A 26,234-nucleotide genomic window follows, 5' to 3' on the forward strand; every position below is an offset into this window, starting at 1 on the left:
CTCCTACTCTCAGTGACATGCGTCCCTTGACCGCCCTTCCTACCCAAGACGGCTCCACGCTGACCCTCGGCATCCCCGGCTTCAGCTTCGAGGATCTGTACCGCCCCCGCGGGCTGCGCCGCCTGGCCGAGCGCTTCGACGAGCAGCTGGCCACCGCCGAGCCCGAGCTCTTCAAGACTTTCGACGCCTACCGGAAGTCCGGCGGCAAGAGCGTCAGCGGCCCGGCCGAGTCCGAGCTGCTCATCCGCGTGGCGCGCCACGTGTCGGCCTTCATCACCCGGCTCTTCGGCCTCGAGTCCGATGCGGACCGGGTGGCGCGCGCCATCAAGGGCGAGCTGCCGCTCTTCGACTTCAAGCGCGAGTTCATCACCCGCCGTGTCTTCAAGAAGGGCGCGGCGGATCGCCCCACGCTGGCCGAGTACCCCTCGCTGGACGCGCGGATGCGGCTGATGCTGTCGCTCGCCTTCCCCGAGGCGCTCGCCAGTGACGACGTGGAGCGCGCCCTGGCCGAGTCCATCCTCACGCTGATGGACCTGGAGCGGCTCTTCTCCGGAAGCTCCGGCAACCTGCCGCCGCTGACGCCGGAGCAGGGCGAGGCGCTGCGCAAGAAGTGGACGGGCATCCGGGCCGCGCTGCTGGCGGAGGCCGAGGGCAAGGAGGCCTTCGGCTCCAGCCTGGTGACGCACGGGGACGACGCGGCGGAGCTGCAGTCGGTGCGCAACCTGCTGGCGCTGGCGGACCGCTGGACGTACGCGCGTGCGCTGCACCCGGAGATGAAGGAGCTGTTCCACAAGTGGCCCACGCACCGGGTGCCCAAGCCGCTGGTGTTCGACCAGCTGGTGCAGCTGGAGCGGCCGGACGAGAAGCTGCCGGAGATCACCCAGGGTTCGGACCACCACCTGCGCTACCGCGACGGCTTCAAGCTGACGGACCCGCGCGGCACGCAGCGCGAGGTGATGGGCGAGGTGGACTACTGCGTCATCTGCCACGAGCGCGAGAAGGACTCGTGCTCCAAGGGCTTCAAGGCGAAGGACCCGGTCATCGAGGGCCACACCTTCAAGAAGAACCCACTGGGGATTCCGCTCACCGGCTGCCCGCTGGACGAGCGCATCTCGGAAGCGCACGCGCTCAAGCGCGAGGGCAACCCGCTGGCGTCGCTGGCGGTGGTGATGGTGGACAACCCGATGTGCCCGGGCACCGGCCACCGCATCTGCAACGACTGCATGAAGGCCTGCATCTTCCAGAAGCAGGAGCCGGTCAACATCCCCATGGTGGAGACGGGGGCGCTGACGGACGTGCTGAGCCTGCCCTGGGGCTTCGAAATCTACGGCCTGCTCACGCGCTGGAACCCGCTGAACGTGCGCCGTCCGTACGCGCTGCCGTACGTGGGCCGCAACGTGCTGGTGGTGGGCCTGGGCCCCGCCGGCTACACGCTCGCGCACTACCTGCTCAACGAGGGCTTTGGCGTCACCGGCATCGACGGCCTGAAGATCGAGCCCTTCGAGGACGACCTGGTGGGCCGCAACGGCAAGGCGATGAGGCCCATCCGTGACTGGAAGGAGCTCACCCGCGAGCTGGACGAGCGCATCCAGGAGGGCTTCGGCGGCGTGTCCGAGTACGGAATCACCGTGCGCTGGGACAAGAACTTCCTCACGCTGATGCACCTGACGCTGGAGCGGAGGCAGAACCTGCGCATCTACGGCGGCATCCGCTTCGGTGGCACGCTGACCATCGAGGACGCGTGGAAGATGGGCTTCGACCACATCGCCATCGCGGCGGGAGCGGGCAAGCCCACCATCATCGGGATGAAGAACAACCTCATCCGGGGCGTCCGCAAGGCGAGCGACTTCCTGATGGCGCTGCAGCTCACGGGCGCCTTCAAGCGGGACTCGCTGGCCAACCTGCAGGTGCAGCTGCCGGCCATCGTCATCGGCGGAGGCCTGACGGGCATCGACACGGCCACGGAGCTGCTGGCGTACTACCCGGTGCAGGTGGAGAAGACGCTCGATCGCCACGAGAAGCTGGTGGCCGAGCTGGGTGAGGAGGCCGTGCTCGCGCGCCTGGACGCCGACGAGAAGGCCACCTACCAGACCTTCCTGGAGCATGGCCGGGCGGTGCGAGCCGAGCGCGAGAGCGCGAGGGCCGAGGGCCGGGCGCCGGACTTCATCCGGCTGGTGCGCGCCTGGGGCGGCGTGAGCCTGGTGTACCGGCGTGGCCTCACGGAGTCGCCGGCCTACCGCCTCAACCACGAGGAGGTGGCGAAGGCGCTCGAGGAGGGCATCCGCTTCATCGAGCGCATGAGCCCGGTGGAGGCGGTGCCGGACGAGAAGGGCGCGGTGAGGGCCATCCGCTTCGAGCGCATGGTGACGAAGGACGGCAAGCTGCGCGGCAGCGGCGAGTTCTTCGAGCTGCCGGCGCGCACGGTGTGCGTGGCGGCGGGCACGGCGCCCAACGTCACGTACGAGAAGGAGTACCCGGGCACCTTCGAGCTGGACGAGAACGGCGAGTACTTCAAGAGCTTCGAGCTCGCCGAGCAGGCGGACGGCTTCGGCCTGGCGCCGGTGGAGCCGGTGGAGGACATCGCGGCGAAGGTGGGCTTCTTCACCTCGTACCGGAAGGACGGGCACTTCATCTCGTACTTCGGCGACAACCACCCCACGTACGCGGGCAACGTGGTGAAGGCCATGGCGAGCGCGAAGGACGGCTACCCCGAGGTGGCGCGTCTGTACGCGAAGGAAGTGGCGGCCATGGACTTCCACGACGAGCTGGCGCAGGCCCGGCGTGACGAGAAGCTGGCCGAGCACTTCGCGAAGCAGGACGAGGCCTTCCTGGCGAGGGTGGTGACGGTCAACCGGCTCACGCCCACCATCGTGGAGGTGGTGGTGAAGGCGCCGTTCGCGGCGCAGCACTTCGAGCCCGGCCAGTTCTACCGGCTGCAGAACTTCGAGCGGACGGCGCCGGTGGTGGACGGCGTGCGCCTGACGATGGAGGGCCTGGCCCTCACGGGCGCGTGGGTGGACAAGGAGAAGGGGCTGATGGGCACCATCGTGTTGGAGATGGGCTCCTCGTCGCGGCTGTGCGCCGCCCTGAAGCCGGGCGAGCCGGTGGTGGTGATGGGACCCACGGGCGCGCCCACGGAGATCGGCCGCAACGAGACGGTGTTGCTGGTGGGCGGTGGCCTGGGCAACGCGGTGCTCTTCTCCATCGCGCGCTCGCTGAAGGCGGCCGGCTGCAAGGTGATCTACTTCGCCGGCTTCCGTCAGCGCTCGGACGTCTTCAAGCGCGAGGAGATCGAGGCGGACACGGACCAGGTGGTGTGGTCGGTGGACGCGGGAGACCTCATCGAGACACGGCGCCCGCAGGACTCGGCCTTCCGGGGCAACGTGGTGCAGGCGATGCTGGCCTACGCGAAGGGTGAGCTCGGGGTGGCGCCGATCGCGTCGCTCAAGGACGTGAACCGCATCATCGCCATCGGCTCGGACCGGATGATGAGGGCGGTGCAGGAGGCCCGGCACGGGGTGCTGCAGCCGTACCTGAACCCCGAGCACGAGGCGATCGGCTCCATCAACTCGCCAATGCAGTGCATGATGAAGGAGATCTGCGCGCAGTGCCTGCAGCGGCACGTGGAGCCGCGGACGGGCAAGGAGACGTGGGTGTTCTCCTGCTTCAACCAGGATCAGCGGCTGGACCAGGTGGACTTCGTGAACCTGAACCAGCGCCTGCGGGGCAACACGGTGCTGGAGAAGGTGTCGGACCTGTACCTGGCGCAGCTGCTGAAGAAGGCGCCGGGTCTGCGCCGCGTCTGAAAACTCCCTCTCCCACCGGGAGAGGGCTGGGGTGAGGGTAGCGCGAGCCACGGGTTGTCCCCGTGGTGACCGCGCGCCTCGCCCCTACTGCGCCCTGGCACCGAAGGACCGGAGCATGTCCTGGTAGTTGGTCATCAGCTCCTGCTCGCGGGAGAGGACGAGGTCCACGTTGGCGTCCCCGTGGACCTTCCGGACGGACACGAGCTTCTCCGTCTCCTGGACGCGCCGGCGCATGACCTCGATCTGCGGCGCCAGCTCCCGGGCCTGCTCGGGCTTGAGCTTCGCCTGCATGTCCTCGAGCTTCTTGAGCTCGCCGGCCAGGTCCAGCATGGTGGACATGTGCCGCTGGGTGATGACGTCCGTCACCAGCGCGCCGATGCGGTTGACGTCCTCCTCGGTGAGGCCGGCCTCGCGACGCGCCCTGGCCTCGGACTCGGCCTTGCTCTCGATGGCCTTCATGGACTCACTCAGGCTTGGTCCCTTGCCCGGCGTCTCCGTCCCGGCGGTCAGCCGGGCCTTCACGGCCTGGAGCTCCTTCGCCATGGCCGCGTAGGCCTCCAGGACCTTGTGCTGGTAGCCCACATAGGCGTCCAGCTTCGCCTGGGTGAGGACGTAGGGCTTGCTGTCATCGAAGTCCTCGGCGACCCCAGTCGGTGCCGCCTGCTCGCCCATGCCGGCCGCCACCCCGGTCTCCTCACGGGCGGGCGCGGGGGCCTCTTCCTTCTTGCAACCGGCCACCATCCCCGCGGCGAACAGCACCCACAGCAGCTTGCGCATCCACACTCCTCCAGGGGTCCTCCCCGGTTGTCACAGGGGCGGAGTATACGTCCGCACACGTCTCCCCACGGACGGGATTGCATCCGCTCGGGGCGGAACGGGCCCTGGTTGCCTGCCCACCAGAGGGCGAGGCCGCCAGCAGCCAACATTCGCTGTATTACCTTTGACCAACCCGGTCGCGGTCGTGTACGAACCGCGGTTCGTTCAGAGAGGTGGAGGCACCTTGAGGATCTTCCTGGTAAGGCACGGCGAGGCGGACGCGGAAGCCCCCGAGGGGCTCGGCGACGAGGCGCGCGCGCTCACTGCCAAGGCCCGAGCCAGCACGGCCGCACATTTCGCGTCGCTGGCGGAGCGTATCGGTTCTGTCTCGCTCGTTCTCGCGAGCCCGCTGGTGCGCACGGTACAGACGGCGCAGATGCTCTCCACCATCCTCAAGCACGAGGGGACGCTGCGCGCGCACCGTTGCCTCCTGCCGGACATGCCGGTGGGAGCCGTGGCGCCCGTCATCGACGAGCACGCGGGTGAGAACATCGTGCTCGTGGGCCACCAGCCCTCCATGGGCGCCCTGGCCGCCCACCTGCTGGGCATGCAGTCCTTCCCCAAGCAGGTGAACCCGGGCACCGTCATCGCCATCGAGCGTCCGGACTCCACCGAGCCCGGTGCCACGCCCGCTCCGGCGAAGCTGCTCTTCTTCGCGGCCCCCGGTCAGCAGGTGCTCGACGTCATCCAGCCGTGATGATGGACGAAACCACCTACAACCAGCTCATCTCCGCGGCGTTCAAGCGAATCCTGGCCGCCGCGGATGCGCTCGATCCGGACGTGCTCGAGGCCGAGAGCACGGGTGACATGGTCACCCTCACCGCCGCCTCGCGCGAGAAGTGCATCATCAACACCCAGCGCGCCGTGCGGCAGATCTGGGTCGCCGGCCGCGGCCAGGGCATCCACTTCTCCTACGACTCCGCCAGTGGCTCCTGGAAGGACGACAAGGGCAAGGGGCTCGAGCTGTTCCGCTTCGTGGCCGACGTCGTCCGGGAGATTTCCGGCGAGGAGCTCGCGTACCCGGCGTGAGCCGCCGGGGACCGAGGTAGACCCTCACCCCTGCCCTCTCCCAGTGGGAGAGGGAGAGGGACTCCAGGTCATTCCGAGACGGGCTCCGCGAGCACCGGACGGCCGCCTTCGACGCGGTCTCCACCCGCCGACTGCGCCCGCCGGAGCGAGTCTCCGGCCTCCTTCATGAGGCTGCCGAAGCTCACCTGCGCCTGCCCCTTGGCCGCCGACGGCTCGAAGACCGCCAGCCCCATCGACGCCGTCAGCCCCGGCACCGACTCCACCTCCTTCACCCGCTGCCTCAACCGCTCCGCCACCACCACCGCCCCTTCGTAGGGCGTGTAGGGCAGGAAGACGATGAAGCGCCCCTCGGCGAACGGTACCGCCACGTCGATGTCCCGCAGCGACTCGGTGAGCCGCCGGAGCACCTCCGCCAGGGCGGACGTGCGCTGCGCGGCCGGCAGGGGCGCGATGCGCTCCGCGTACCGGTCCGGCTCCAGCAACAGGTAGGCGATGGGGTAGCGGTAGCGACGGCTGCGCTTCACCTCCATGAAGAGCAGCCGCTTGAGGAACTCGAGATCCGATCCGGAGGACGTCGGCTCGCGGCGCGGCCCCTGGTGCTGCATCAACTGCATCTCGGTCCGCACCACCGACACCGCCTCTCGGGCCTTCGCGAGCTGCATCATCAAGCTCACGCAGGACACCACGGTGGCCCGCTTCAGCGGACCCACCAGGCACGCCTCCGCACCGGCCGCCGACGAGCGCGTCTCCGGCTGCTCCTCTTCCGGCAGGTACAGCAGGAGCACCGGGATGCCCGGCGCCTCCTCCTTCACCTGCCGGCAGAGCCACTCGCCGTCGAAACTCTCCGTGACGGAAGCCAGCACCATCGCGGGCGCCAGCTCGCGCACGCGCTCCAGGGCCTCCCGCACGTCGGTTGCCAACGTCACTTCGTGACTGGCGCTCTCCAGGAACCGACGCAACGCCCCGGCGACCGAGGCGGAGGGCTCCGCGACGAGGATGAAGGCCATCTCAGACCTCCATCACTTCCTTCTCCTTCTTGGAGATGATCTCGTCGACCTTCTTCACGCCGTCGTCCGTCTCCTTCTGCACCTTTTCCGTCAGGCGCTTGGAGTCGTCCTCGGTGATCTTCTTGTCCTTGAGCTGCGCCTTGATGGCCTCGTTGGCGTCGCGGCGGATGTTGCGGATGGCGACCTTGTGGTCCTCGCCCTTGGTCTTCACCTGCTTGGCGATCTCCTTGCGCCGCTCCTCGGTGAGCGGGGGGAAGGGCAGGCGGATAACCTCTCCGTCGTTCATCGGGTTGATGCCGAGGTTCGCCTCGCGAATGGCCTTCTCGATGTCCTTGAGGACCGTCCGCTCCCAGGGCTTGATGACGATGAGCCGGGGCTCGGGCGAGGTGATGTTGGCCACCCCGCTCAGCGGCGTGGGCGTGCCGTAGTAGTCCACCCGGATGCCGTCCAGGAGGTTGGGACTGGCCCGGCCGGTCCGCACCTTCGTCAGCTCCTTGCGAAGGTCATCGAGCGTCTTGTCGATACGGCCCTTCAGTTCGGTCACGACGTCTGCCATGTGCAGGTCTCCTTATGAAGCGTCCGTGCTTCTCTCAGGCCCAGGCCGTCTCGCCCACGCCCACCACCGTTCCAATCTCTCCCGCATCGCCAAGGATGGCCTTGTGGATGTTACCGCGCTGGGTGAGGTCGAAGACGATGATCGGCAGCTTGTTGTCCATGCAGAGCGAGATGGCCGTGGAGTCCATCACGTTCAGGTTCTGCTTGAGGACGTCCATGTACGTCAGCGTCCGGTAGCGGCGCGCCTCGGGGTCCTTCTTCGGGTCCGCGCTATAGATTCCGTCCACCTTGGTCGCCTTGAGGATGACCTCGGCGTTGATCTCCATGGCACGCAGGGAGGCGGCCGTGTCCGTGGTGAAGTACGGGTTGCCGGTGCCCGCCGCGAAGATGACGATGCGGCCCTTCTCCAGGTGACGCACCGCGCGCCGGCGGATGTAGGGCTCGGCGATCTGCTCCATCTTGATGGCCGAGAGCACCCGGGTATGGCAGCCCTGCTTCTCCAGCGCGTCCTGCATCGCCATGGAGTTGATGCACGTGGCGAGCATGCCCATGTAGTCGGCGCTCGCGCGGTCCATGCCCTCGGTGGAGCCGGCCACGCCGCGGAAGATGTTTCCGCCTCCAATGACCACGGCCAGCTCCACGCCCGCATCCGCCACTTCCTTCAACTCCGAGGCGATACGCGTCAGCGTGGGGGGATGGATGCCGTATTTCCCCTCTCCCATCAGGGCTTCGCCCGACAGCTTGAGGAGGATGCGCTTGTACCGTAGGGGTGTGGCTGGAGCGGACATTGGTCCCGCTTCTATCCCTCGCCCCGGCGGCGATCAACGCCGGAGTGCCTGCGCCGTCCTCCAGTGGCCCCTCTCCTATCACCCGGGCCCCCAAACGGCGAGGGCCGCACACCCCCGGAATTTCCGGGACGCGCGGCCCTCCGAAGCGCATGAGGCGCGGGACGGCTAGGCCTGGCCCAGCGTCTTGGCCACCTCGGCGGCCAGGTCGTCCTTCTTCTTCTCGATGCCCTCGCCCACCTCGTAGCGGACGAAGCGGCGCACGGCGACCTTCTCGCCGATCTTCGCCGCGCGCTCGGTGATCATCTCACCGACCTTCTTCTTGTCGTCCTTCACCCAGGGCTGGTCCACGAGGCACACCTGCTCGTAGTATTTCTCCACCTTGCCCACGAGGATCTTGTCCCACATGGCCTCGGGCTTGCCCTGCTGCTTGAGCAGCTCGCGCTGGATTTCCTTCTCCTTCTCCAGCTGCTCGGTGGGGACCTCCTCACGGCGGACGTACTTGGGGCTGGCCGCGGCGACCTGCATGGCCACGTCCTTCACCAGGTCCTGGAAGTCGGTGTTGCGGGCGACGAAGTCCGTCTCGCAGTTGACCTCCACGATGACGCCGATGCGGCCACCGTGGACGTAGGTGCCGATGATGCCCTCGGCGGCCACGCGGCCTTCCTTGCTGCCGGCCTTGGCGATGCCCTTCTTGCGCAGCCACTCCTCGGCCTTGACGAAGTCACCACCGGACTCCGCGAGGGCCTTCTTGCAATCCATCATGCCCGCGCCGGTCTTCTCGCGGAGCTCCTTCACCATCGTGGCGCTGACCTCGGCCATGTTCGTCTCCCAGGGGCCCTCCCCCAGCGCCAGGCACCGGAAGGGGCGTTCAGGTTTGAAGGTACTGCGGGGTTGAAAACGAAAAGCCGGACGGCGACCATGCGCCGCCCGGCTGGACTTCACGCACTCCCGAGGGAGCGCGGCGGCATTACTCGGCGGCGGTCTCCCCGCCCTCGCCGCCCTCGGAGCCCTCACCCGCGGCAGCGGCGGGAGCAGCGCCCTTCATCTCCACGAGAGGCCCGCGGCGGTCGCCGCCACGGTCACCACCCCGGCGATCACCCCGGTCCCCGCGGCGCGGCCCGCGGCGGTCGCCACGGTCATCGCGGTCGCGGCGATCGCCACGCTCCTCGCGCGCCTCGTCCTCGTCACGCTCGGCCGCCCCGCTGGCGCGGTAACGGGCCCCGCCCTCGATGCAGGACTCGGCGATCTTCGAGGTGAAGAGCTTGATGGAGCGGATGGCGTCGTCGTTGCCCGGAATGACGAAGTCGATGCCGTCCGGGTCGCAGTTGGTGTCCACCACGCCGATGACGGGGATGCCGAGGCGGTTGGCCTCGTGCACCGCGATGTGCTCCTTCTTCGGGTCGATGACGAAGATGCACTTGGGCAGCTTGGTCATCTCCTTCACGCCGCCCAGGTTCTTCTCCAGCTTCTCGCGCTCACGCTCGAGGGCCGCGACCTCCTTCTTCGGGAGGCGCTCGAAGGTGCCGTCCTCGGCCATCTTCTCCAGGGTCTTCAGGCGATCGATGCCCTGCTTGATCGTCTTGAAGTTGGTCAGCGTGCCACCGAGCCAGCGGCTGGTGACGAAGAACTGACCGGCGCGGCGCGCCTCCTCCTGGATGACGTCCTGGGCCTGCTTCTTGGTGCCGACGAAGAGCACCGAGCCGCCACGGCCGGTGATGTCCGACACGAAGCGGAAGGCCGCGCGGGCCATGTTGACCGTCTTCTGCAGGTCGATGATGTAGATGCCGTTACGGGCGCCGAAGATGTAGGGCTTCATCTTCGGGTTCCAGCGCTTCGTCTGGTGGCCGAAGTGAACACCGGCCTCCAGGAGCTGCCGCATCGTGATGCCGCTGGCGGCGGCCATGGCCTGCTGCTGAGTCGTCTCTTGCGTTTCCATCTCGGTTCTTCCTCCACGCCCGCTGGATTTCCGGCCGCTTGCCCCTCAAGGGAGGCACCGAGGACCGGCACGGACGTGTGTGTAGTGGGGTTGACTGGAACAACGAACCCGCCATCGACCTGGGCCGACGACGGGCGCGCTTCTCTAACAAAACCCATGCCGGAGGCGCAAGCTTCGCGTCACCAGATGGGGGTTGGTGGACGGATGCCGGGCACCCGGGAGAGCTCACCGGGGCCCGGTCCACCGGGTGTGCCCGTTAGACGCTGGCCTCGGCCGCGCCGTGGCACTTCTTGTACTTCTTGCCACTGCCGCAGGGGCACGGATCGTTGCGGCCCACCTTGGGACCCCCGGCGGACGCGGCGGCACTGGCGGCCGGACGCGTGGCGGCTGCCGGAGGACGGGCGGCGACGGGCTCGGCCAGCTTGCCCTCGGCGTCCGCTCGGCCTTCCTGCATCTGCCGCTGCCGCTGGGCCATCTGCCGGGCCAGCCGGGCCGCTTCCTCGGCGGCGGCGGAGGCCGCCTTCGCCTGCACCCGCATCATCTGGCTGACGAACTGCGAGCTGATGGCGCCGAGCATCTGGATGAAGCCCGAGTAGCCCTCCTTCTTGTACTCCTGCTTCGGATCCTTCTGGCCGTAGCCACGCAGGCCGATGCCCTGGCGCAGGTGGTCCATCGCCAGCAGGTGGTCCTTCCACAGCGTGTCGATGGTGACCAGGTAGCGCACCTGGAGGAAGCGCAGGAACTCCTCCCCGAACTCCTCCTCGCGGGCCTGGATGATCTTCTCGGCCGCCTTGTAGATGTCCTCCTGGATCTCCTCGCGCGAGCCGGCCTTGAGGAAGGACAGCTCCAGGTTGAGCGTCTCCTTCACGCCGCGGCTGAGCGCCTCCAGATCCCAGGAGGCGGGGTTGCGCGACGGGCAGTAGGTGTCGGTGAGCGACACGATGACGTCCTCGACGGCGTCGAGGATCATCTCCTTGTAGTCCGCCCAGGACACGATCTGCTCGGTGCGGATCTTGGTGCGGGTCTTCTTGTCCTCGTCGTACTCCACCAGCGGGATGCCGGCGCCGGCGGCCAGCACCTTGCGGCGCAGCTTGTAGATGGTGCGCCGCTGCTGGTTCATCACGTCGTCGTACTCGAGCAGGTTCTTGCGGATGTCGAAGTTGTGACCCTCGACACGCCGCTGGGCGCTCTCGATGGCGCGGCTGAGCCACACGTGCTCGATGACCTCGCCCTCCTCCATGCCCAGGCGCTCCATCAGGCCCGAGATGCGCTCGGACCCGAAGATGCGCATCAGGTCGTCCTCGAGCGACAGGTAGAAGCGGCTGCCACCCGGGTCACCCTGGCGGCCCGCGCGGCCACGCAGCTGGTTGTCGATGCGGCGCGACTCGTGGCGCTCGGTACCGATGATGTAGAGGCCACCGGCGGCCACCACCTCCTCGCGCTCCTTCGCCGTCTGCTCCTTGTACTTCGCCAGCGCCGCCTCGAAGCGCTGCTTGTGCTCCTCGAGCGCCTGCTGGTACGCGGTCATGTCCACCGGCTGCCCGTCCGCGCTCGGCGGCGGCGGCACGGGCTCGGGACCCACCTCGGCCTTGGCCATCACCTCGGCGTTGCCGCCCAGGAGGATGTCCGTACCGCGGCCGGCCATGTTGGTGGAGATGGTGACGGCGCCCTTGCGGCCCGCCTGCGCGACGATGTCCGCCTCGCGCTCGTGCTGCTTGGCGTTGAGCACGTTGTGGGGGATGCCCTGCTTCTTGAGGAAGTTGGCCACCACCTCGCTCTTGGCGATGGACACCGTACCCACCAGCACCGGCTGGCCCTTCTTGTGCAGCTCGACGATGTCCTTGGCCACCGCCTCGAACTTCTCGCGCTCCGTCTTGTAGACGACGTCGTCCTGGTCCTTGCGGATCATCGGCCGGTTGGTGGGCACCACCCGGACCTCCAGGTTGTAGATCTTCGCGAACTCCTCGGCCTCGGTGTCGGCGGTGCCGGTCATGCCCGAGAGCTTGGAATACATGCGGAAGTAGTTCTGGAACGAGATGGTGGCCAGCGTCTGGTTCTCGTTCTCGATCTTCACGCCTTCCTTGGCCTCGACGGCCTGGTGGAGGCCATCCGACCAGCGGCGGCCCGCCATCAGGCGGCCCGTGAACTCGTCGACGATCATCACCTCGCCGTCACGCACCACGTAGTCGCGGTCACGCTTGTAGAGCGTGTGGGCGCGCAGCGCCTGCTCCACGTGGTGGAGCGTTTCGATCTCGCTGGGATCGTAGAGGTTGCCGATCTTGAGGCGCTGCTGAATCTTCTCGATGCCGGAGTCCGTGAGGGAAACCGATTTGTGCTTCTCGTCCAGGATGTAGTCCTGGTCCGGAACGAGTCCGGGGATCACCTTGTCGACAATGTAGTACTTGTCGGTGGTGTCCTCGGTGGGACCGGAGATGATGAGGGGGGTACGCGCCTCGTCGATGAGGATGGAGTCCACCTCGTCGACGATGGCGTAGTTGAGCTCACGCTGGACGTAGTCCTGCAGACGGAACTTCATGTTGTCGCGCAGGTAGTCGAAGCCGAACTCGTTGTTCTGCCCGTAGGTGATGTCCGCCCGGTAGGCCTCCTGACGCTGCCGGTCGTTCAGCTCGTGGAGGATGCAGCCGGTGGTCATGCCCAGGAAGCGGTGCACGCGCCCCATCCACTCGGCGTCGCGCCGGGCCAGGTAGTCGTTCACCGTCACCACGTGCACACCGCGGCTGGACAGGGCGTTGAGGTACGACGGCAGCGTGGCGGTGAGCGTCTTGCCCTCACCGGTGCGCATCTCCGCGATGCAGCCCTGGTGGAGGAACATGCCGCCGATCATCTGCACGTCATAGTGCCGCTGGCCGATCACCCGGCGAGCGGCCTCACGGACCAGCGCGAACGCATCGAACAGCAGGTCGTCCAGCGGGCGGCCGTTCTGCACCTCCTGCTTCATCCGGGCGGTGGCGGCGGCGAAATCCTCATCCTTGAGCGCCCGCATCTTGCTCTCGAGCTCATTGATGCGGGCTACCTTCGGGAGCGCCTTCCTGAGCTCGCGCTCATTCTTCGTCCCGATGATCTTCTTCAGCGTCCATTCGATCATGCGATTCTGACTCTCTCGCCGGAGAATCCTCGAAGGAACGCGGCGAGTGAAGGGAAATCCCTGGATTGTAGGTGGGATGTAGGAAGGAAACCACGGGTTTCCCCCGAGTCATTCCACTTGGTTGGCCGCCGCGCGAGCGGCAGGACAGAGTAAAGCGGAACCGAGGCCACGCAATGCCCTCTCGTCGAAAAGAAGCCCATCGTCCAGTCAGGCGTCCTGCTCCCCGTCCGCAGAAGGGCACTACCTCTTCTCGGAGCGCGAAGCCATCGCCTCCCCCGTTTCCCTCCATTCCGCCGCGGGTGAAACCACCCCCCATTCCGGCGGACACCCTCCCCGCACAACCCGGGCGGTGGCTGTGGACCTGCCGCGCCGGTTTCGAGCCGCACCTGTTCGAGGAGTTGGCATGGGCGGGGGCATCCCCCCGGATGCTCGGAGAGGTGCTCGTGGAGAGCGAGAAGCGCCCGGCGGAGCCCCCTGTCTTCGCCCGGACGGGCATCCGCGTGCTGGCCTCGTTCCCGACGGAACAGGCACCCGAGCAGCTGGCCGAGGCCATCGCCGCCCGGACGGCCGAGGCCGCGCCTGCGGGCTCGCTCGTCCTACAGGCCTTCCTCCCGGACAGTCCGGCTGGCAACCGGCTGGCGGACGAGGCGGATGCCCTGCTGGAAGCAGTGCGCACGCGCCTGCCCGCCGACCGGCTGCTGGAGGAGACGTGGCGTGCCCGTGAGGCAGGCGCGATGCTCGTGGAGCTGTGCGTCGCCCCCGGGGTGGTGATGGTGGGCGCGGTGCCCGCGAGGGAGGCGCTATCGCTCGCTCCGGGTGGCCGCCAGCGGATGCGGCGCTCGGGAGATTCCCCCTCGCGCGCGGCGATGAAGCTGGAGGAGGCGCTGGTCAGCCTGCCCTTCGAACCGGGCCGGGGCGAGGTCTGCGTGGACCTCGGCGCGGCTCCGGGCGGCTGGACGCAGCGGCTGGTGGCGCGTGGGGCGCGGGTGATTGCCGTGGACCCGGCGAAACTGATGCCGGAGCTGGCCAGGCAACCGCGCGTGGAGCACGTGCAGGAGAGCGCCTTCTCCTACACGCCGGAGGAGCCGGCCGATTGGCTCTTCTGTGACATGGCCTGGCGTCCGCTCGAGGTGGCTCAGCTGTTGGCCAAGTGGGGCCGGCGCGGCTGGGCCACCCACATGGTGGCCAACATCAAGCTCCCCATGAAGGACAAGAACCCCATCCTCGTGCGGGTGCGTCACATCCTCACGCAGGACGGAGGCTGGCAGGGACTGACCATGCGTCAGCTCTACCATGACCGGGACGAGGTCACCGTCACCGCCCACCGGGGCCTGTAAGCCCGCCCTCGGTGTGAATCCCCTCTCCCCCCTGGGAGAGGGCCAGGGTGAGGGTCTACCCGCCCGCCATCACGGACCCCCTGCGCGGCTCCGCCGCCCGCGCTAAAGAGCGGCCATGCCCTACGCCATCGATGAAGCCATGGCCACCGCGCTGGTGACCCTTTACCCACGACTCGTGCAGCGCTCGCCCGAGCCCGTGAAGGTGGCGCTCCAACGCCTGCTCGACGAGGAACACGCGCGCCGAGGCGTGCCGGACGCAACGGGCGCGCTCAACCCGCTCGCCCTCACGCAGGGGACGCTGCTCAAGGAGGAGTTCGATCTCTCCACGCACGCGCACCACTCGGGCTGGACGGTGGGCGCGCTCATCGCGGACGTGAAGGGGATGATCCACTTCAATGCACGCCACGGCTTCCCCGTGGGGGACGCGATGCTGCGCGGCGTGGTGGAGTCCCTGCGGGCCCGGTTCCCCGGGGCGAAGGTGGTGCGGCTGCAGGGAGACAACTTCGCCGCGTTGCTGGTGCCCACCTCGGGGCTCTCGGTGACGGAAGAGCTCCGTGCCTCCACCCGCTCCCGGCTCGTGGCGGACGCGCGAGCCGCGCTGCCCGAAGGCGCCGAGCCTCCGGACTTCACGATCGCGCTGCTGGAGCTCACCATCGAGCAACCCACCCACTGGCAGGTGCTGGGACCCCTCGTGTGGGGCGAGCTCGAGCGCGCCTACACCCTGGAGCGGATGGGCACCGCCGGAGGCCTCCAGCGCCGACGACTGCAGCTCGGCGGCTTCGTGCCCGGCCGCTCCGAGCCCTGAAAACGCGAAAGGGGTGAGGGCCATCGACCCCCACCCCAGCGCTCTCGCGGAAGGTGTGTCCTACTCCTCGAGGATGAACTTGCGCGGGTTCTGGGGAATCCCGTTGACGCGCACCTCGTAGTGCAGGTGCGGACCGGTGGAGCGGCCGGTGTTGCCCACGGCCGCGATCGGCACGCCGCGCTTCACGCGGTCGCCCGCCTTCACCAGGATCTTCGACAGGTGGCCGAAGCGCGTCTTGATGCCGTAGCCGTGGTCGATGACGATCACGTTGCCGTAACCGCCCTCGAGCCCCGCGAACACCACCGTGCCATCCGACGGCGCGCTGACCTCCTTGCCGTGCGGGGCCGCGATGTCCATACCCGCGTGCGTCACCCGCTCCGCCGTGTATGGATCCAACCGCTGACCGAAGTCACTCGTCACCCAACCGCGCGTGGGCCAGATGGACGGGGTGGAGGCCAGCAGCGACTTCTGATCCTGGAAGTAGGCCTGCATCTCCTGAAGGCTCTGCTCCTGACGGGTCGCCTCGGCGCTCAGCCGATCCAACTTCCCCACCAGCGCCTTCGGGGACTCCATGCTGGTCAACTCGGTGAACTGCGTCTCCGCGGCGGGCGCTCCCACACCGGGCGCCTGCTCCACCGGGCCCATGGCCAGGTTGCGCTGCGGATCCGACAGCAGCGTGATGGAGCGCAGCTTCTGGTCGAAGCGCTCCACGCGGTCCAGCGTGGAGCCGATGTGCTCGATGCGCTCGCGCACCGTCTTCAACTGGCCCCGCAGCGTCAGGTTCTCCTCACGGAGAATGCGATTCTCCGCCGCGTCCCGGGCCACCTGGAAGTAGTGGACGGTGGCCCCCAGGGCCAGACCCGCCATCAACAACACCCCGCCACCCACCTGGAGGATGAGCGACCTCGAGACGTTGAACCGCCTGACCGGGGAGTTATGGTCCGCGATCAACATCAGGGTGTAGGACTTTTTCGCCTTCGCCAATTCCAGCTCCCTTTGCGCCTCTGCGCTTCGGCGTGCGGACCCGGGGCGAGAGGTTAGGTCGTCCCCGAGCGCGTTTCATCTCCCCCACGCCCTGCAGCCCAGCTCTCCGTCGACTACCATGACTCTCAAGTCACGGTAATCGTTTGGGCAGCTATCACTCGACTTCCGAGGGTGTCAAGCTGGGACACACGACACCCGACGCTCCACGTACATCTCCGTGGAACAATTCCAGTCGCCCAATCCGGGCGACCGATTCAGGCCGTCATCTGCACCACGATGACCGAGATGTTGTCGTCGCCACCGCGCTCGTTCGCCAGGTCGATGAGGCGCTTGGGGATGTCCGCGAGATTGGAGGTGGCCTGCACCACCTCGTGGATCTCCCGGTCCTCCACCATGTTGGCGAGACCATCCGAGCACAGCAGGAAGACGTCTCCCGCCTCCGCCACCACGCCCATCACGTCCACCTGGACCTCCTCCTCGAAGCCCACGGAGCGCGTGATGATGTTCTTGTAGCGGGAGTGCTTGGCCTCCTCGGGGGTGATCATCCCGGCCTTGATCTGCTCGTTGACCAGCGAGTGGTCCTCGGAGATCTGCTGGATGAGGGAACCCCGGACGAGGTAGGCCCGGCTGTCACCCACGTGCGCGAAGAACGCGTGGTTGTCGCGCACGACGAGCGAGATGACCGTGGTGCCCATGCCCGACAGGCGCGGATCCTCCTGCGCGGTGGTGAAGATGGCCAGACAGGCCTTCTCCACCGCCGTGCGTAAGGCATCCGGCAGGAGCGCGTCCTGCAGGTTGGGACTGGTGACGAACGGGTTGTCCCGGCTGTCCCGGGCCCGTCTCAGTTCCTTGTCGATGGTCTCGACGGCGATGCGGGAGGCGGTACCGCCCCCAGCATGGCCACCCATGCCATCCGCGACGACATAGAGCTGGAGCTCGTCGTCGATGAGGAAGCTGTCTTCGTTGTGGTTGCGCTTACGCCCCACGTCCGTGAGGCCGGCCGAGACGACCTTCATGCGGGGAGCCGCGGTCTGCCCTGCGGTTCTAGACACGGCGTGGATGCTATGTGAGGGACCTTATCGGAGCAAGGAGGCGTTGCACGTACCCGGCTAGGCGGTGCGGCGCAGCCGGCTCCGGGACCCGCCATCCGGAGTGGGTTCCCGCCTGGCCCGAGGGGGTCCGGACACTCGATGGGCCGAACGAACCAGGGCCTCGGCCGCCCCCAGCGCCTCGCGCGTCACCTCTACTCCGGACATCATGCGCGCCAGCTCCTGGGTACGCTCGGTCCCCGCCTCCAGCGGCACCACCTCGGAGACGGTGCGCTCGCCCTTGAGCCCCTTGCGGATGAGCAGGTGGGCGTCCGCGTACGCCGCCACCTGCGGCAGGTGGGTGATGCACAGCACCTGCCGGTGCCCGCTGACATCCTTGATCATCCGACCCACCACGTCGGCGATGGCGCCGCTCACCCCGGAGTCCGCCTCGTCCAGGATGTAACAGCCACAGCCGTCACTGTCCGCCAACGCACGCTTGAGGGCCAGCAGGAGGCGCGAGGCCTCACCACCCGACGCCACCCTGGCCAGCGGCCGGGCAGGCTCGCCCGGGTTGGCGCTGAAGAAGAACTCCACCTCGTCCAGGCCCTCGGCCTTGAGCTGGGTACCGGGCGTCACGCGCACCTCGAAGGCCGCCTTGCCCAGCGCCAGCTGCGCCAGGCCCTCGCGCACCTGGGCTCCAAAAGTACCGGCGCACGCGATGCGCGCCCGCGAGAGGGCCTCGCCACTACGGCGCGCACGCTCCTCGACCGCCTTGCGCTCGCGGGCGAGCTGCTCCAGCACTTCCTGCCGGTTGTCCAGCGTGGACAGCTCCGTCTCCAGCGCGTCGCGCTTCTGCAGCACGCCCTCCAGGTTGGTGGCGTGCTTGCGGCACAACCGCTTGAGGGCATCCAGGCGATCCTCCACCTCACCCAACCGGGCCGGGTCGGACTCCAGACCCTCCACGTACCGGTTGAGCCGGCGCTGCGCCTCCTCCAGCTCCGACAGGGCCGAGCCCAGGGCCTCGGCCACCGGGGCCAAAGAGGCGTCGCACTTCGTCGCCTCGTTCACCAGCCCCAACGCGCGGCCCACCGTCTCCACCGCGCTCGACTCCTCGCCGCCGAGCAACAGCTCCGCCTCGGCCCCCTGCCGCTTGAGCTTCTCCGAGCCCGCCAGCCGGCGCCGCTCGGCATCCAGCCGCGCGTCCTCGCCCGGCTCCGGATCCAGGCGGGTGATCTCCTCCAATTGGAAGCGGAGGAACTCGGCACGCTCGCGCAGACGGGACTCGTCCCCGCCCAGCGCCTCCATACGCGCCACCACCTCCGCCACGGCCGCGTAGTCCCGCCCGTAGGCGGCGAGCTGCTCCTCCAGCCGCCCGTAGCGGTCCAACAGCACCCGGTGCAGCCCGGCGTCGAAGAGGCTCACGTGCTCGTGCTGGCCGGCGATGTCCACCGCGCCACGCATGAAGCGGGCGAGCACGCCCACCGTCACCAGGGAGCCGTTGATGTAGGCCTTGGCCCGGCCATTGCGGCCCACCACCCGGCGCACCAGCACCTCCTCACCGAGGTCCGGCACCCCCAGTTCCTCCATACGCGCGGCCAGCACCGGGGTGCGCTCGAAGACCCCCTCCACCGAGGCCTCCTCGCAGCCCGCGCGGATGGCGTCCGCATCCGACCGGCCGCCCAGCAGCAACCCGAGCGCATCAACCAGGATGGACTTGCCCGCTCCCGTTTCGCCCGTGAGCACGGTCAGGCCGGCCCCGAACGTCACCTCCACCTCCTCGATCACCGCCACATTCGAAATGCGCAAGCCCAGCAGCACGGTGCCCTCCTTCGCCATTCGGACCGTACCTGAACAACCTAGCAGTGGGCTCTGACACTGCACAAGCGTTCCGTCCCGTGGCTCGTGCGGCAGCTTGCATGCACGGAGGGTGATGTGAGCGGTCGGACTCTCGTGTAGTCCTCCCGGGTTACTCGCCCTGGAAGAGGTCGACGAGATCCTGCTCGGTCAGGAGCTTGCCGAAGTCGGCATCCGCGCTGAGCACACCCGCGGCCAGGTCCTTCTTGCGTTTCTGGAGACTGAGAATCTTCTCCTCCACGGTGCCGCGGGTGATGAGCTTGTAGCTGATGACGGCGCGCGTCTGGCCGATGCGGTGGGTACGGTCCGTGGCCTGGTCCTCCACGGCGGGGTTCCACCAGGGATCGTAGTGGATGACGTAGTCGGCCGCGGTGAGGTTGAGACCGGTGCCGCCCGCCTTGAGGCTGATGAAGAAGAGCGGCGGCCCGTCGGGACGGTTGAACTCGTCCACCTTGCCCATACGGTCCTTCGTCCGGCCGTCCAGGTAGAGGTAGCTCAGGCCCCGCCGCTCCGCCTCGCCCTTGAGCAGTTCCAGCATCTCGGTGAACTGGCTGAAGACGAGCGCGCGGTGGCCCTCGGCGACGAGGTCGTCCACGAGCTGACCGAAGCGCTCCAGCTTCGCGCTGCCGGGCAGCAGCGTGCCGGGCGGCATCTTGAGCAGGCGTGGATCGCAGCACACCTGGCGCAGGCGCATGAGGGCCGCGAGGATGGAGACGCGGCTGCGCTTGAAGCCCATCTTCTCGATGGACTCGTTCACCTTGCGGCGGCTCTCCTCGAGCACCTCACGGTAGAGCGCCGCCTGACCGGGCTCCATCTCGCACCAGGCCACGCTCTCCGTCTTGGGCGGCAGATCCTTGGCCACCTCCGTCTTCAGGCGGCGCAGGATGAAGGGCTGGATGCGGCGGCGCAGGCGGTCGCGCACCGCGGTGTCATTGGCCACCTGGATGGGCTGCTCGAAGCGGTCGCTGAACCCCTCCGCGCTGCCGAGGAAGCCCGGCATGAGGAAATCGAAGAGGCTCCACAGCTCGCTGAGCCGGTTCTCCAGCGGCGTACCGGTGAGCGCGAGCCGCGTGTCGCTCGGCAGCGACTTGCACGCCTGCGCCGTGGCGCTGTCCGCGTTCTTGATGTTCTGCGCCTCGTCGAGGATGACATAGCGGAAGCCCACCTGGCTGAGCGCGTCCAGATCGCGCCGCACCAGCGCGTACGAGGTGAGCACGAGGTCCGCGCCCTTGAGATCCTCGACGCGCTCCTTGCGATCCTGTCCGTGCCAGACGACGGTCTTGAGGCTCGGGGTGAAGCGCTCGGCCTCGCGCTCCCAGTTGGCGAGCACGCTGGTGGGCGCCACCACGAGCGACGGCTTGCGGCCCTCCTCGTTGGCCACCTTCTGCAGGAGGCTCAGGGACTGGATCGTCTTTCCGAGACCCATGTCGTCCGCGAGGATGCCGGACAGCCCGTGCCGGTGGAGGAACCACAGCCAGGACAGACCCGCCTCCTGGTAGTGGCGCAGCGTGGCGTTGAGCCCCTCGGGCAGCGCCACCTTGGGCACGCCGTTGGTGTCGCGCAGCTCCGTCATGGCCTTGCGCGCCTTGGTCTCCACCTCGGTGAACTCACCGAGCTCGACGAGCAGATCCAGCGCGACGGCCTGATGCAGCGGCAGGCGCGTGCGGGTGCGGCCGGGCATGGCGCCGGCCTCCTCCAGGAGGTCCGCGGCGCGCTTGAGCTCCGCGATGTCCGCCTCGGCGTAGGTGCCGTCCTTGAGGGGCACGAAGCGCCGGCCCGAGTCGAGCCACATGCGCACCGCGCCCAGGTCCACCGCCTGATCATCGGTGATGAACTCGGCATCCAGGTCGAACCAGCTCACCCCGCTCATCCCCACGCGGATGCGCGGACGCAGCTTGGGCCGCAGGCGCACCTTGGGGGCCTGCACGCCGTAGCGCTCCCAGTCGTCGGGCAGTGACGCGAGGCCACGCGCCCAGAACTCGATGGCTCCATCCCCGCTGGCCTCGTAGGCGTGGGTGTGGCCGTCGTAGCGCAACCCCAACTCCTGCAGGCGCTTGCCCGCGGCGCGCTCGAGCTCCTCACGGCGCCGGTACAACTTGCGACCCTCCGAGCCCACGCCACTGGCGTAGCCGAGGTGCGCGGCGTTGGGAGACACGGGGACGGTCGTCTGCCCGTAGCGCGCGGCGAGCTGCACCTTCACGCGCTCGGCGGAGCCCTCGAACGTGAGGAGGAAGCGCGGCTCCACGGACTCGTCCACGTCGATGTCATCCGCCTTGAGCGCCATGCGGAAGCGCGGCAGGTGGGCGGCGAAGAACGTGAGCACCCGGTCCAGCTGACCCACCGGGAAGGCCATGGTGGGCTCCAGCATCCACTTGCGCACCAGGCGTGGTGGCAGGTCCGGCTCCACCGGGTAGAGCGACTGCCCGGAGATGATCCAGGTGCGCATGCCCGCCAGCAGGATGACGTCCTTGAGGGACACGCTCGTCTCGTCCGGCATGAGCAGCTCGATGCGAGCGGTGGCTCCGTCCGGACGGGACTCGAGGTGGATCTGCGGCCGCACCGGCTGATCCGAGAAGAGGAGCGCGGTGCCGCGATAGATGACGCGGCGCTGGCGCAGGAAGTCGAACAGCTCGCACAGGTCCTCGTCGGAGAGGACGACACGCGAGTCGTACCGCTGCTCGTGCCGGGCGAGCACGATGAAGATGCGCTCGTCAGCCGGGGCGATGCGGGTGCCGGCCTGGAGCATGCGCTTCACATGCACGGGCCCCTTCATCTGGGCGTCCTGGCGGCGCACGTCCACCAGCCAATGCCGGCCGCCGGGGCCCGTGTTGGAGGGGGTGAGCCGGTAGAGGAACTCGTAGTCTGGCAGGGCGGAGAGGCCCAGCCAGCTCTCCACCTTGGCGAGCGCGGGGAGACTCACCGGGTCCATCACGGCCGAGTCCTCCGCCATGGGAACGGGCACCTCGGAGTCGGCCTCCGCCTCACCCTCTGGCGGGGCCTCGGCCGCCTCCCGCACGGGAGAGACAGCGGCGGCTGGCGCGGCGGCGGACGCGGCGGCGGCAGCGGCGGCGGTCGCGCTCGAGGCGATCATCGAGGCGCGCAGGCGGGCGGCGAAGACGAGCGCCGCGGCCACCACGTGCTTGCAGTGCGGCCCGTAGACGTTCCAGGACGGGCAGGTGCACCTGGAGGTGGCCTTGCCGTCACCCACCTCGAGGGCGACCTCGTAGCGCTCCTCGGGCGAGGAGGAACCAGCCACCTGGGCGCGGATGCGGTTGCCTTCCCGTTGGAGGCCGAAGACACGGCGCGTCTCGGCCACCTCGCGGCCCTTCTTGAAGGTGGTGGGCTGAACCTCCGCCTTGAGGGCGCGTAGCCACTGGCCATCAAGCGGGAAAGAGGCTTCTCGGGTGTCGGCGGTGGAGGGCACGTTCTCTCAAGTCCCTTCCCCCCGGTACGAGGGGAATCCATTCGATTACCACAGACGGGGCGGGCTCCGTCGCGGGAAAAATGAAGGGCGGTGGCCGGGCGATGGTCGCTCGGTCTTCCACCGCACGGCTCGCGGGTGTGCGAGCATCGACAGTCGAAATGGAACGCCCCACACGGCCCCGAGTTTTCGTCACGCGACAACTTCCCGGCGACGCCCTCGCCCGGCTGGCCGCTCGGGTCTCACGCAGGGTGTGGGAGGAGCAGCCACCTCCCCCACGAGAAGTGTTGCTGGCGGAAACGCTGGAAGTAGGGGGGCTTATCACCTTGCTGACCGACCGGGTGGATGGGGCCCTGCTCGGCGCAGCCCCCCATCTGCGAGCCATCAGCAACGTGGCCCGCCCCGCTCGAAGCCCTGGCGAGCGGGCACCTGGGGGCGCCGCGTTGGATGTGACGGCTCCGGAACCGCTGCCGCCGGACTGTCCCATGGCGGTCGACAATCTCCTCGCCGCGCTGGAAGGGCGAAAACCACCTCACTGCGTCAACCCGGAGCTCTTCACATGAGCAACAAATCCTCCCTGTTCGTTCCCGGCCACGACTCCACCCTGCTCGAGGACGTGAAGGCACGCATCCGTGACGTGCCGGACTTCCCGAAGCCGGGAATCCTCTTCAAGGATGTGACGCCGCTCCTGGCGGATCCGCACCTCTTCGGGCGGGTGGTGAACGCGATGGCGGCGCCCTTTCGCGGCCGGCACATCACCAGGGTGGTGGGCATGGAGGCGCGCGGCTTCCTGGTGGGAGCGCCCGTCGCCCTCGCGCTCCACGCGGGCTTCGCGCCGGCGCGCAAGCCCGGGAAGCTGCCCTACAAGACGGTGACGGAGCGCTACGCGCTGGAATACGGCGACGACGGCCTGCAGCTCCACGAGGACGCGGTGAGCAGTGGGGACCGGGTGCTCATCGTGGACGACCTGCTGGCCACGGGTGGCACCGCGGAGGCCACGGCGAAGCTGGTGACGCGGCTGGGAGGTGAGGTGGTGGGCTTCAGCTTCCTCATCTCGCTGGACTTCCTGCCCGGGCGCGAGCGGCTGGGCCCCGAGAAGGTCTGCGCGCTGCTCTCCTATTGAGACATCCCCTCCCCTCCTTCTGGGGAGACATGGGATGCATCCTCCGGAACACCCACCAGGTCTCGGATGACACGAAGCAACTGGCCGGGGTCAATGGGTTTGACCATGTGCACATCGAACCCCGCCGCGAGCGCGCGGCGGCAGTCGGAGTCCTGACCGTAGCCGGTGACAGCCACCAGTTTGATGCCCACGAGGGTGGGCTCCTGGCGGATCCTCGACGCGAGCTCGTAACCGTCCATCACCGGAAGGCCGACATCCAACAGCGCGATGTGCGGCCGGAACGCGCAGGCCTCCGCGAGCCCGGCGGGACCATCGAAGGCCATCCGCGCGACGTAGCCCCTCGAGTCCAGCAGCTCGGTGAGCAGCTCGGCCGCGTCTCGATTGTCGTCCACGACCAGGAGTCGCACGGAGCTCGCCGCCCCCTGGACGGACGCTTCGGGGGAAGGGCTCCGGTGCTCGTCAGCCGCTGGGGTGAGCGGCGCGACGAGCGGCAGACGGACCACGAATTCGCTCCCACGGCCCAGGCCCTCGCTCCACGCCGACACCGTACCGCCATGGAGCTCGATCAAGCTGCGAACGATCGCCAGGCCCAGACCCAGTCCTCCCTGGGAACGGTCCAGGGACCGGCCCTCCTGGACGAACATGTCGAAGACCTTCGGTAGCACGTCGGGTGCGATGCCCGCCCCGTTGTCCCGAACCCGGAGCACGGCCTGTCCTCCCTCACACGCCGCGGTGACGACGATACGCCCACCGGGATCGGTGTACTTCGCGGCGTTGTTGAGGAGGTTCGCCAGGACCTGGGCGAGCCGGGCCGGATCTCCATCGACGAAGAGGGGTTCCCTCGCCTGGGGCAGTTCCAGGTGATGCGACCGCTGTTCCAACAGGGGACTGGCCATCTCGACGGCCTTGACCACGACAGTCATCAGATCGATGCGGCTCCGCTTGAGCTGGATCTTGCCGCGCGTGATGCGCGAGACGTCGAGGAGGTCATCCACGAGGCGAACGAGGTGTTCGACCTGCCGGGAGATGATCGTCCGCTCGCGCTCGAAGCCGCCCCCCTCCTTCATGCGCATCAAGTGGAGCGCCGTGATCATCGGCGCGAGCGGATTGCGGAGCTCATGACCGAGCATCGCGAGAAACTCGTCCTTCCGGCGGTCCGCCTCCCTCGCCTCCTGATAGAGGCGGGCATTGTCGAGCGCCATTCCCACTCGAAGCCCCAGCTCCTCGACGAGCTCCAGGGATTCGTTGTCGTAACAACCCGTGTCCTCCGACCCCAGGACGATGGCTCCCAGGGCTCGATCCCGAACGGAGATCGGAGCGAGGACCGAGTTGTTCGTGACACACGAAAGCGGCGCGTCCCCCGTCGCGAGCAGGGAGCGCGCCAACGCACACGCCATCCCGACCCGGCCCGGGTCGCGGTGCACGGCCACCGTCTTCGTCTCGTCGGCACCGGACGGTGAGCGCTGCTCCACCCGCATCACGACCCAGTCGGCCACCTGAGGCACCAGCAGATGGGCAACCCGGGTGAGGGACATTCCCAGATCGAGCGAGGAGCCGAGGATGGCGCTCGTCTCCGACAGGAGATCCGCCCGCTGCTGCCTTGCTTCCGCCATGAGCCGGGCACACCGCTCGGCCTCGAGCAACCGCGCGCGCTCACACGCCTGTGCCGCTTGCTGGGCGATCGCATGGATGAACGCGCGCTCATCGTCCACGAAGCGTTGGGGCTCGGAGAAGCCGAAGCAGAGGACACCGAGACACTGCTCGTCGACCACCAGGGGCACGGCGGCGAAGCCCCTGGAGGGAGGGGGTGCATCACCTCGGAAGATGCCATGCTTCCGGCGAAAGGCCTCCGCGATCGGCAGGTCGGCGTTCGCCGGAATGCGTTGGTAGCCGCGCAGGAGCGTCACGGAGTAGCCCACACCGCGGAGCAGCCGCAGCTCGGTCCCGGATTCATCCGCCAGGAACATGAGCCCCGCGTGGGCGCCCAAGGCGGCCAATCCCCGGGAAAGGATCACGTCCGCGACTCGCGGAAAGGTATGGGTACGGGAAAGCTCATCCGAGACGGCGTGGAGCGTCGCGAGCACGGCGTTCACCCGGGCGAGGCGAACCCGCTCCTCGGCGAGCTCACGCCGCGCGCGCGCCTCTCGGCTCGACTGCATCGCGAGCGCCACCTGGTTCGCGATCGTCTGGAGCAGGTGACGCTCGTGCGCGGTGGGGAAGTTCGCGCGCCACGAGCCGGCGATGACCGTGCCCGACCCGCCCAGTGTTGGGACCGCGACCACGCGCACGGTGGTCCGGCCCACGGTGTTCGGCCGTGGCAGCTCGAAGCTCACCGGCGAGTCCGGGCTCGCACCACGCCCCACGGACAGGAGCGCCTCGCGGTCCAGCTCCGCCGGAAAGCGGTGCTCGAGCCCCCCCTCCGGACCGTGAAGCCGCAGGAGGGCCACGTCGAGACGGAGCAGGTCGACCAGGACGTCGAGACCGCTCGCGGCGATCTCCCCCGGTCCCCTGCCCTGCCAGACGGAAGGTAGCTCGAGCAGCGCGAACAGGTCATTGACCTGCCGGCGAAGCGCGAGCGCTCCCAACTCGGCGAGATCCGACAGCCGGAAGACTGTCCCCTCACGAATCAAATGAAC

At 68.4% G+C, this 26,234-nt stretch carries 19 protein-coding genes; 7 read left to right on the forward strand and 12 right to left on the reverse strand.

Features of this window, described 5'->3' with window-relative positions; genetic code table 11:
* Window positions 1-17: 17 nt before the first annotated feature.
* Entirely contained in the window at window positions 18-3,806 is a 3,789-nt protein-coding gene (locus JQX13_RS50965; RefSeq protein WP_203406594.1) for an FAD-dependent oxidoreductase, read from the forward strand.
* 84 nt (window positions 3,807-3,890) lie between these two features.
* Here JQX13_RS50965 and JQX13_RS50970 read toward each other — a convergent pair whose 3' ends face one another.
* Window positions 3,891-4,583, reverse strand: a complete 693-nt coding sequence (locus JQX13_RS50970) for a hypothetical protein (protein ID WP_203406595.1) — start codon at window positions 4,581-4,583, stop codon at window positions 3,891-3,893.
* A gap of 223 nt (window positions 4,584-4,806) precedes the next feature.
* Between JQX13_RS50970 and JQX13_RS50975 the strand changes: the two genes are divergently transcribed.
* Both JQX13_RS50975 and cyaY read left to right on the forward strand, forming a co-directional pair.
* On the forward strand, window positions 4,807-5,319 hold the full coding sequence (locus tag JQX13_RS50975) for a SixA phosphatase family protein (RefSeq protein WP_203406596.1): 513 nt from the start codon (window positions 4,807-4,809) through the stop codon (window positions 5,317-5,319).
* A complete protein-coding gene (cyaY, locus tag JQX13_RS50980; protein WP_203412596.1) occupies window positions 5,319-5,651 on the forward strand; it encodes an iron donor protein CyaY in 333 nt (110 codons plus the stop codon). The genes JQX13_RS50975 and cyaY overlap by 1 nt, the downstream gene beginning before the upstream one ends.
* A gap of 68 nt (window positions 5,652-5,719) precedes the next feature.
* On the opposite strand, the gene JQX13_RS50985 is transcribed toward cyaY, so the two are convergent.
* From JQX13_RS50985 to secA, 6 genes are all read right to left on the reverse strand, one after another.
* On the reverse strand, window positions 5,720-6,658 hold the full coding sequence (locus JQX13_RS50985; RefSeq protein WP_203406597.1) for a diguanylate cyclase domain-containing protein: 939 nt from the start codon (window positions 6,656-6,658) through the stop codon (window positions 5,720-5,722).
* Between the two features lies 1 nt (window position 6,659).
* Window positions 6,660-7,214, reverse strand: coding sequence for a ribosome recycling factor (gene frr, locus JQX13_RS50990; protein WP_203406598.1), 555 nt, complete (start codon window positions 7,212-7,214; stop codon window positions 6,660-6,662).
* A gap of 34 nt (window positions 7,215-7,248) precedes the next feature.
* Window positions 7,249-8,001: a UMP kinase gene (pyrH, locus tag JQX13_RS50995; protein WP_203406599.1), complete on the reverse strand. Its 753-nt coding sequence runs from the start codon at window positions 7,999-8,001 to the stop codon at window positions 7,249-7,251.
* Between the two features lie 165 nt (window positions 8,002-8,166).
* Window positions 8,167-8,820 (reverse strand): translation elongation factor Ts, encoded by a 654-nt coding sequence (tsf, locus tag JQX13_RS51000; RefSeq protein ID WP_203406600.1) that lies wholly within the window; start codon window positions 8,818-8,820, stop codon window positions 8,167-8,169.
* Between the two features lie 148 nt (window positions 8,821-8,968).
* Entirely contained in the window at window positions 8,969-9,937 is a 969-nt protein-coding gene (gene rpsB, locus JQX13_RS51005) for a 30S ribosomal protein S2 (RefSeq protein WP_203406601.1), read from the reverse strand.
* A 256-nt stretch (window positions 9,938-10,193) separates the two neighbouring features.
* Complete coding sequence (secA, locus tag JQX13_RS51010) at window positions 10,194-13,043, reverse strand: preprotein translocase subunit SecA (RefSeq protein ID WP_203406602.1); 2,850 nt, start codon at window positions 13,041-13,043, stop codon at window positions 10,194-10,196.
* 443 nt (window positions 13,044-13,486) lie between these two features.
* On the opposite strand from secA, the gene rlmM reads away from it, so the two are divergent.
* Window positions 13,487-14,380: a 23S rRNA (cytidine(2498)-2'-O)-methyltransferase RlmM gene (gene rlmM / locus JQX13_RS51015; protein ID WP_239014373.1), complete on the forward strand. Its 894-nt coding sequence runs from the start codon at window positions 13,487-13,489 to the stop codon at window positions 14,378-14,380.
* Between the two features lie 115 nt (window positions 14,381-14,495).
* Window positions 14,496-15,185: a diguanylate cyclase domain-containing protein gene (locus JQX13_RS51020; RefSeq protein ID WP_203406603.1), complete on the forward strand. Its 690-nt coding sequence runs from the start codon at window positions 14,496-14,498 to the stop codon at window positions 15,183-15,185.
* A 60-nt stretch (window positions 15,186-15,245) separates the two neighbouring features.
* Here the strand turns inward: JQX13_RS51020 and JQX13_RS51025 are convergent, their stop codons facing one another.
* The 4 genes from JQX13_RS51025 to JQX13_RS51040 form a co-directional block, all read right to left on the reverse strand.
* Window positions 15,246-16,139 (reverse strand): M23 family metallopeptidase, encoded by an 894-nt coding sequence (locus tag JQX13_RS51025; protein WP_203412598.1) that lies wholly within the window; start codon window positions 16,137-16,139, stop codon window positions 15,246-15,248.
* A 284-nt stretch (window positions 16,140-16,423) separates the two neighbouring features.
* Window positions 16,424-17,185 (reverse strand): Stp1/IreP family PP2C-type Ser/Thr phosphatase, encoded by a 762-nt coding sequence (locus JQX13_RS51030; RefSeq protein ID WP_203406604.1) that lies wholly within the window; start codon window positions 17,183-17,185, stop codon window positions 16,424-16,426.
* Between the two features lie 93 nt (window positions 17,186-17,278).
* Window positions 17,279-19,018 carry a DNA repair protein RecN gene (gene recN / locus JQX13_RS51035; RefSeq protein ID WP_203412599.1) on the reverse strand — a complete coding sequence of 580 codons (1,740 nt, stop codon included), beginning with the start codon at window positions 19,016-19,018 and terminating at the stop codon, window positions 17,279-17,281.
* A 148-nt stretch (window positions 19,019-19,166) separates the two neighbouring features.
* A complete protein-coding gene (locus JQX13_RS51040; protein WP_203406605.1) occupies window positions 19,167-22,478 on the reverse strand; it encodes a DEAD/DEAH box helicase in 3,312 nt (1,103 codons plus the stop codon).
* A 323-nt stretch (window positions 22,479-22,801) separates the two neighbouring features.
* Here JQX13_RS51040 and JQX13_RS55120 point away from each other — a divergent pair, with 323 nt between their 5' ends.
* Window positions 22,802-23,038: a hypothetical protein gene (locus JQX13_RS55120; protein ID WP_239014375.1), complete on the forward strand. Its 237-nt coding sequence runs from the start codon at window positions 22,802-22,804 to the stop codon at window positions 23,036-23,038.
* Window positions 23,035-23,598, forward strand: coding sequence for an adenine phosphoribosyltransferase (locus JQX13_RS51050; protein WP_203406607.1), 564 nt, complete (start codon window positions 23,035-23,037; stop codon window positions 23,596-23,598). The genes JQX13_RS55120 and JQX13_RS51050 overlap by 4 nt, the downstream gene beginning before the upstream one ends.
* On the opposite strand, the gene JQX13_RS51055 is transcribed toward JQX13_RS51050, so the two are convergent.
* On the reverse strand, window positions 23,592-26,228 hold the full coding sequence (locus tag JQX13_RS51055; RefSeq protein ID WP_203406608.1) for a hybrid sensor histidine kinase/response regulator: 2,637 nt from the start codon (window positions 26,226-26,228) through the stop codon (window positions 23,592-23,594). The genes JQX13_RS51050 and JQX13_RS51055 overlap by 7 nt on opposite strands.
* Window positions 26,229-26,234: the final 6 nt, after the last annotated feature.

The organism is Archangium violaceum, assembly GCF_016859125.1.
GTDB classification, from domain to species: Bacteria; Myxococcota; Myxococcia; order Myxococcales; family Myxococcaceae; genus Archangium; species Archangium violaceum_A.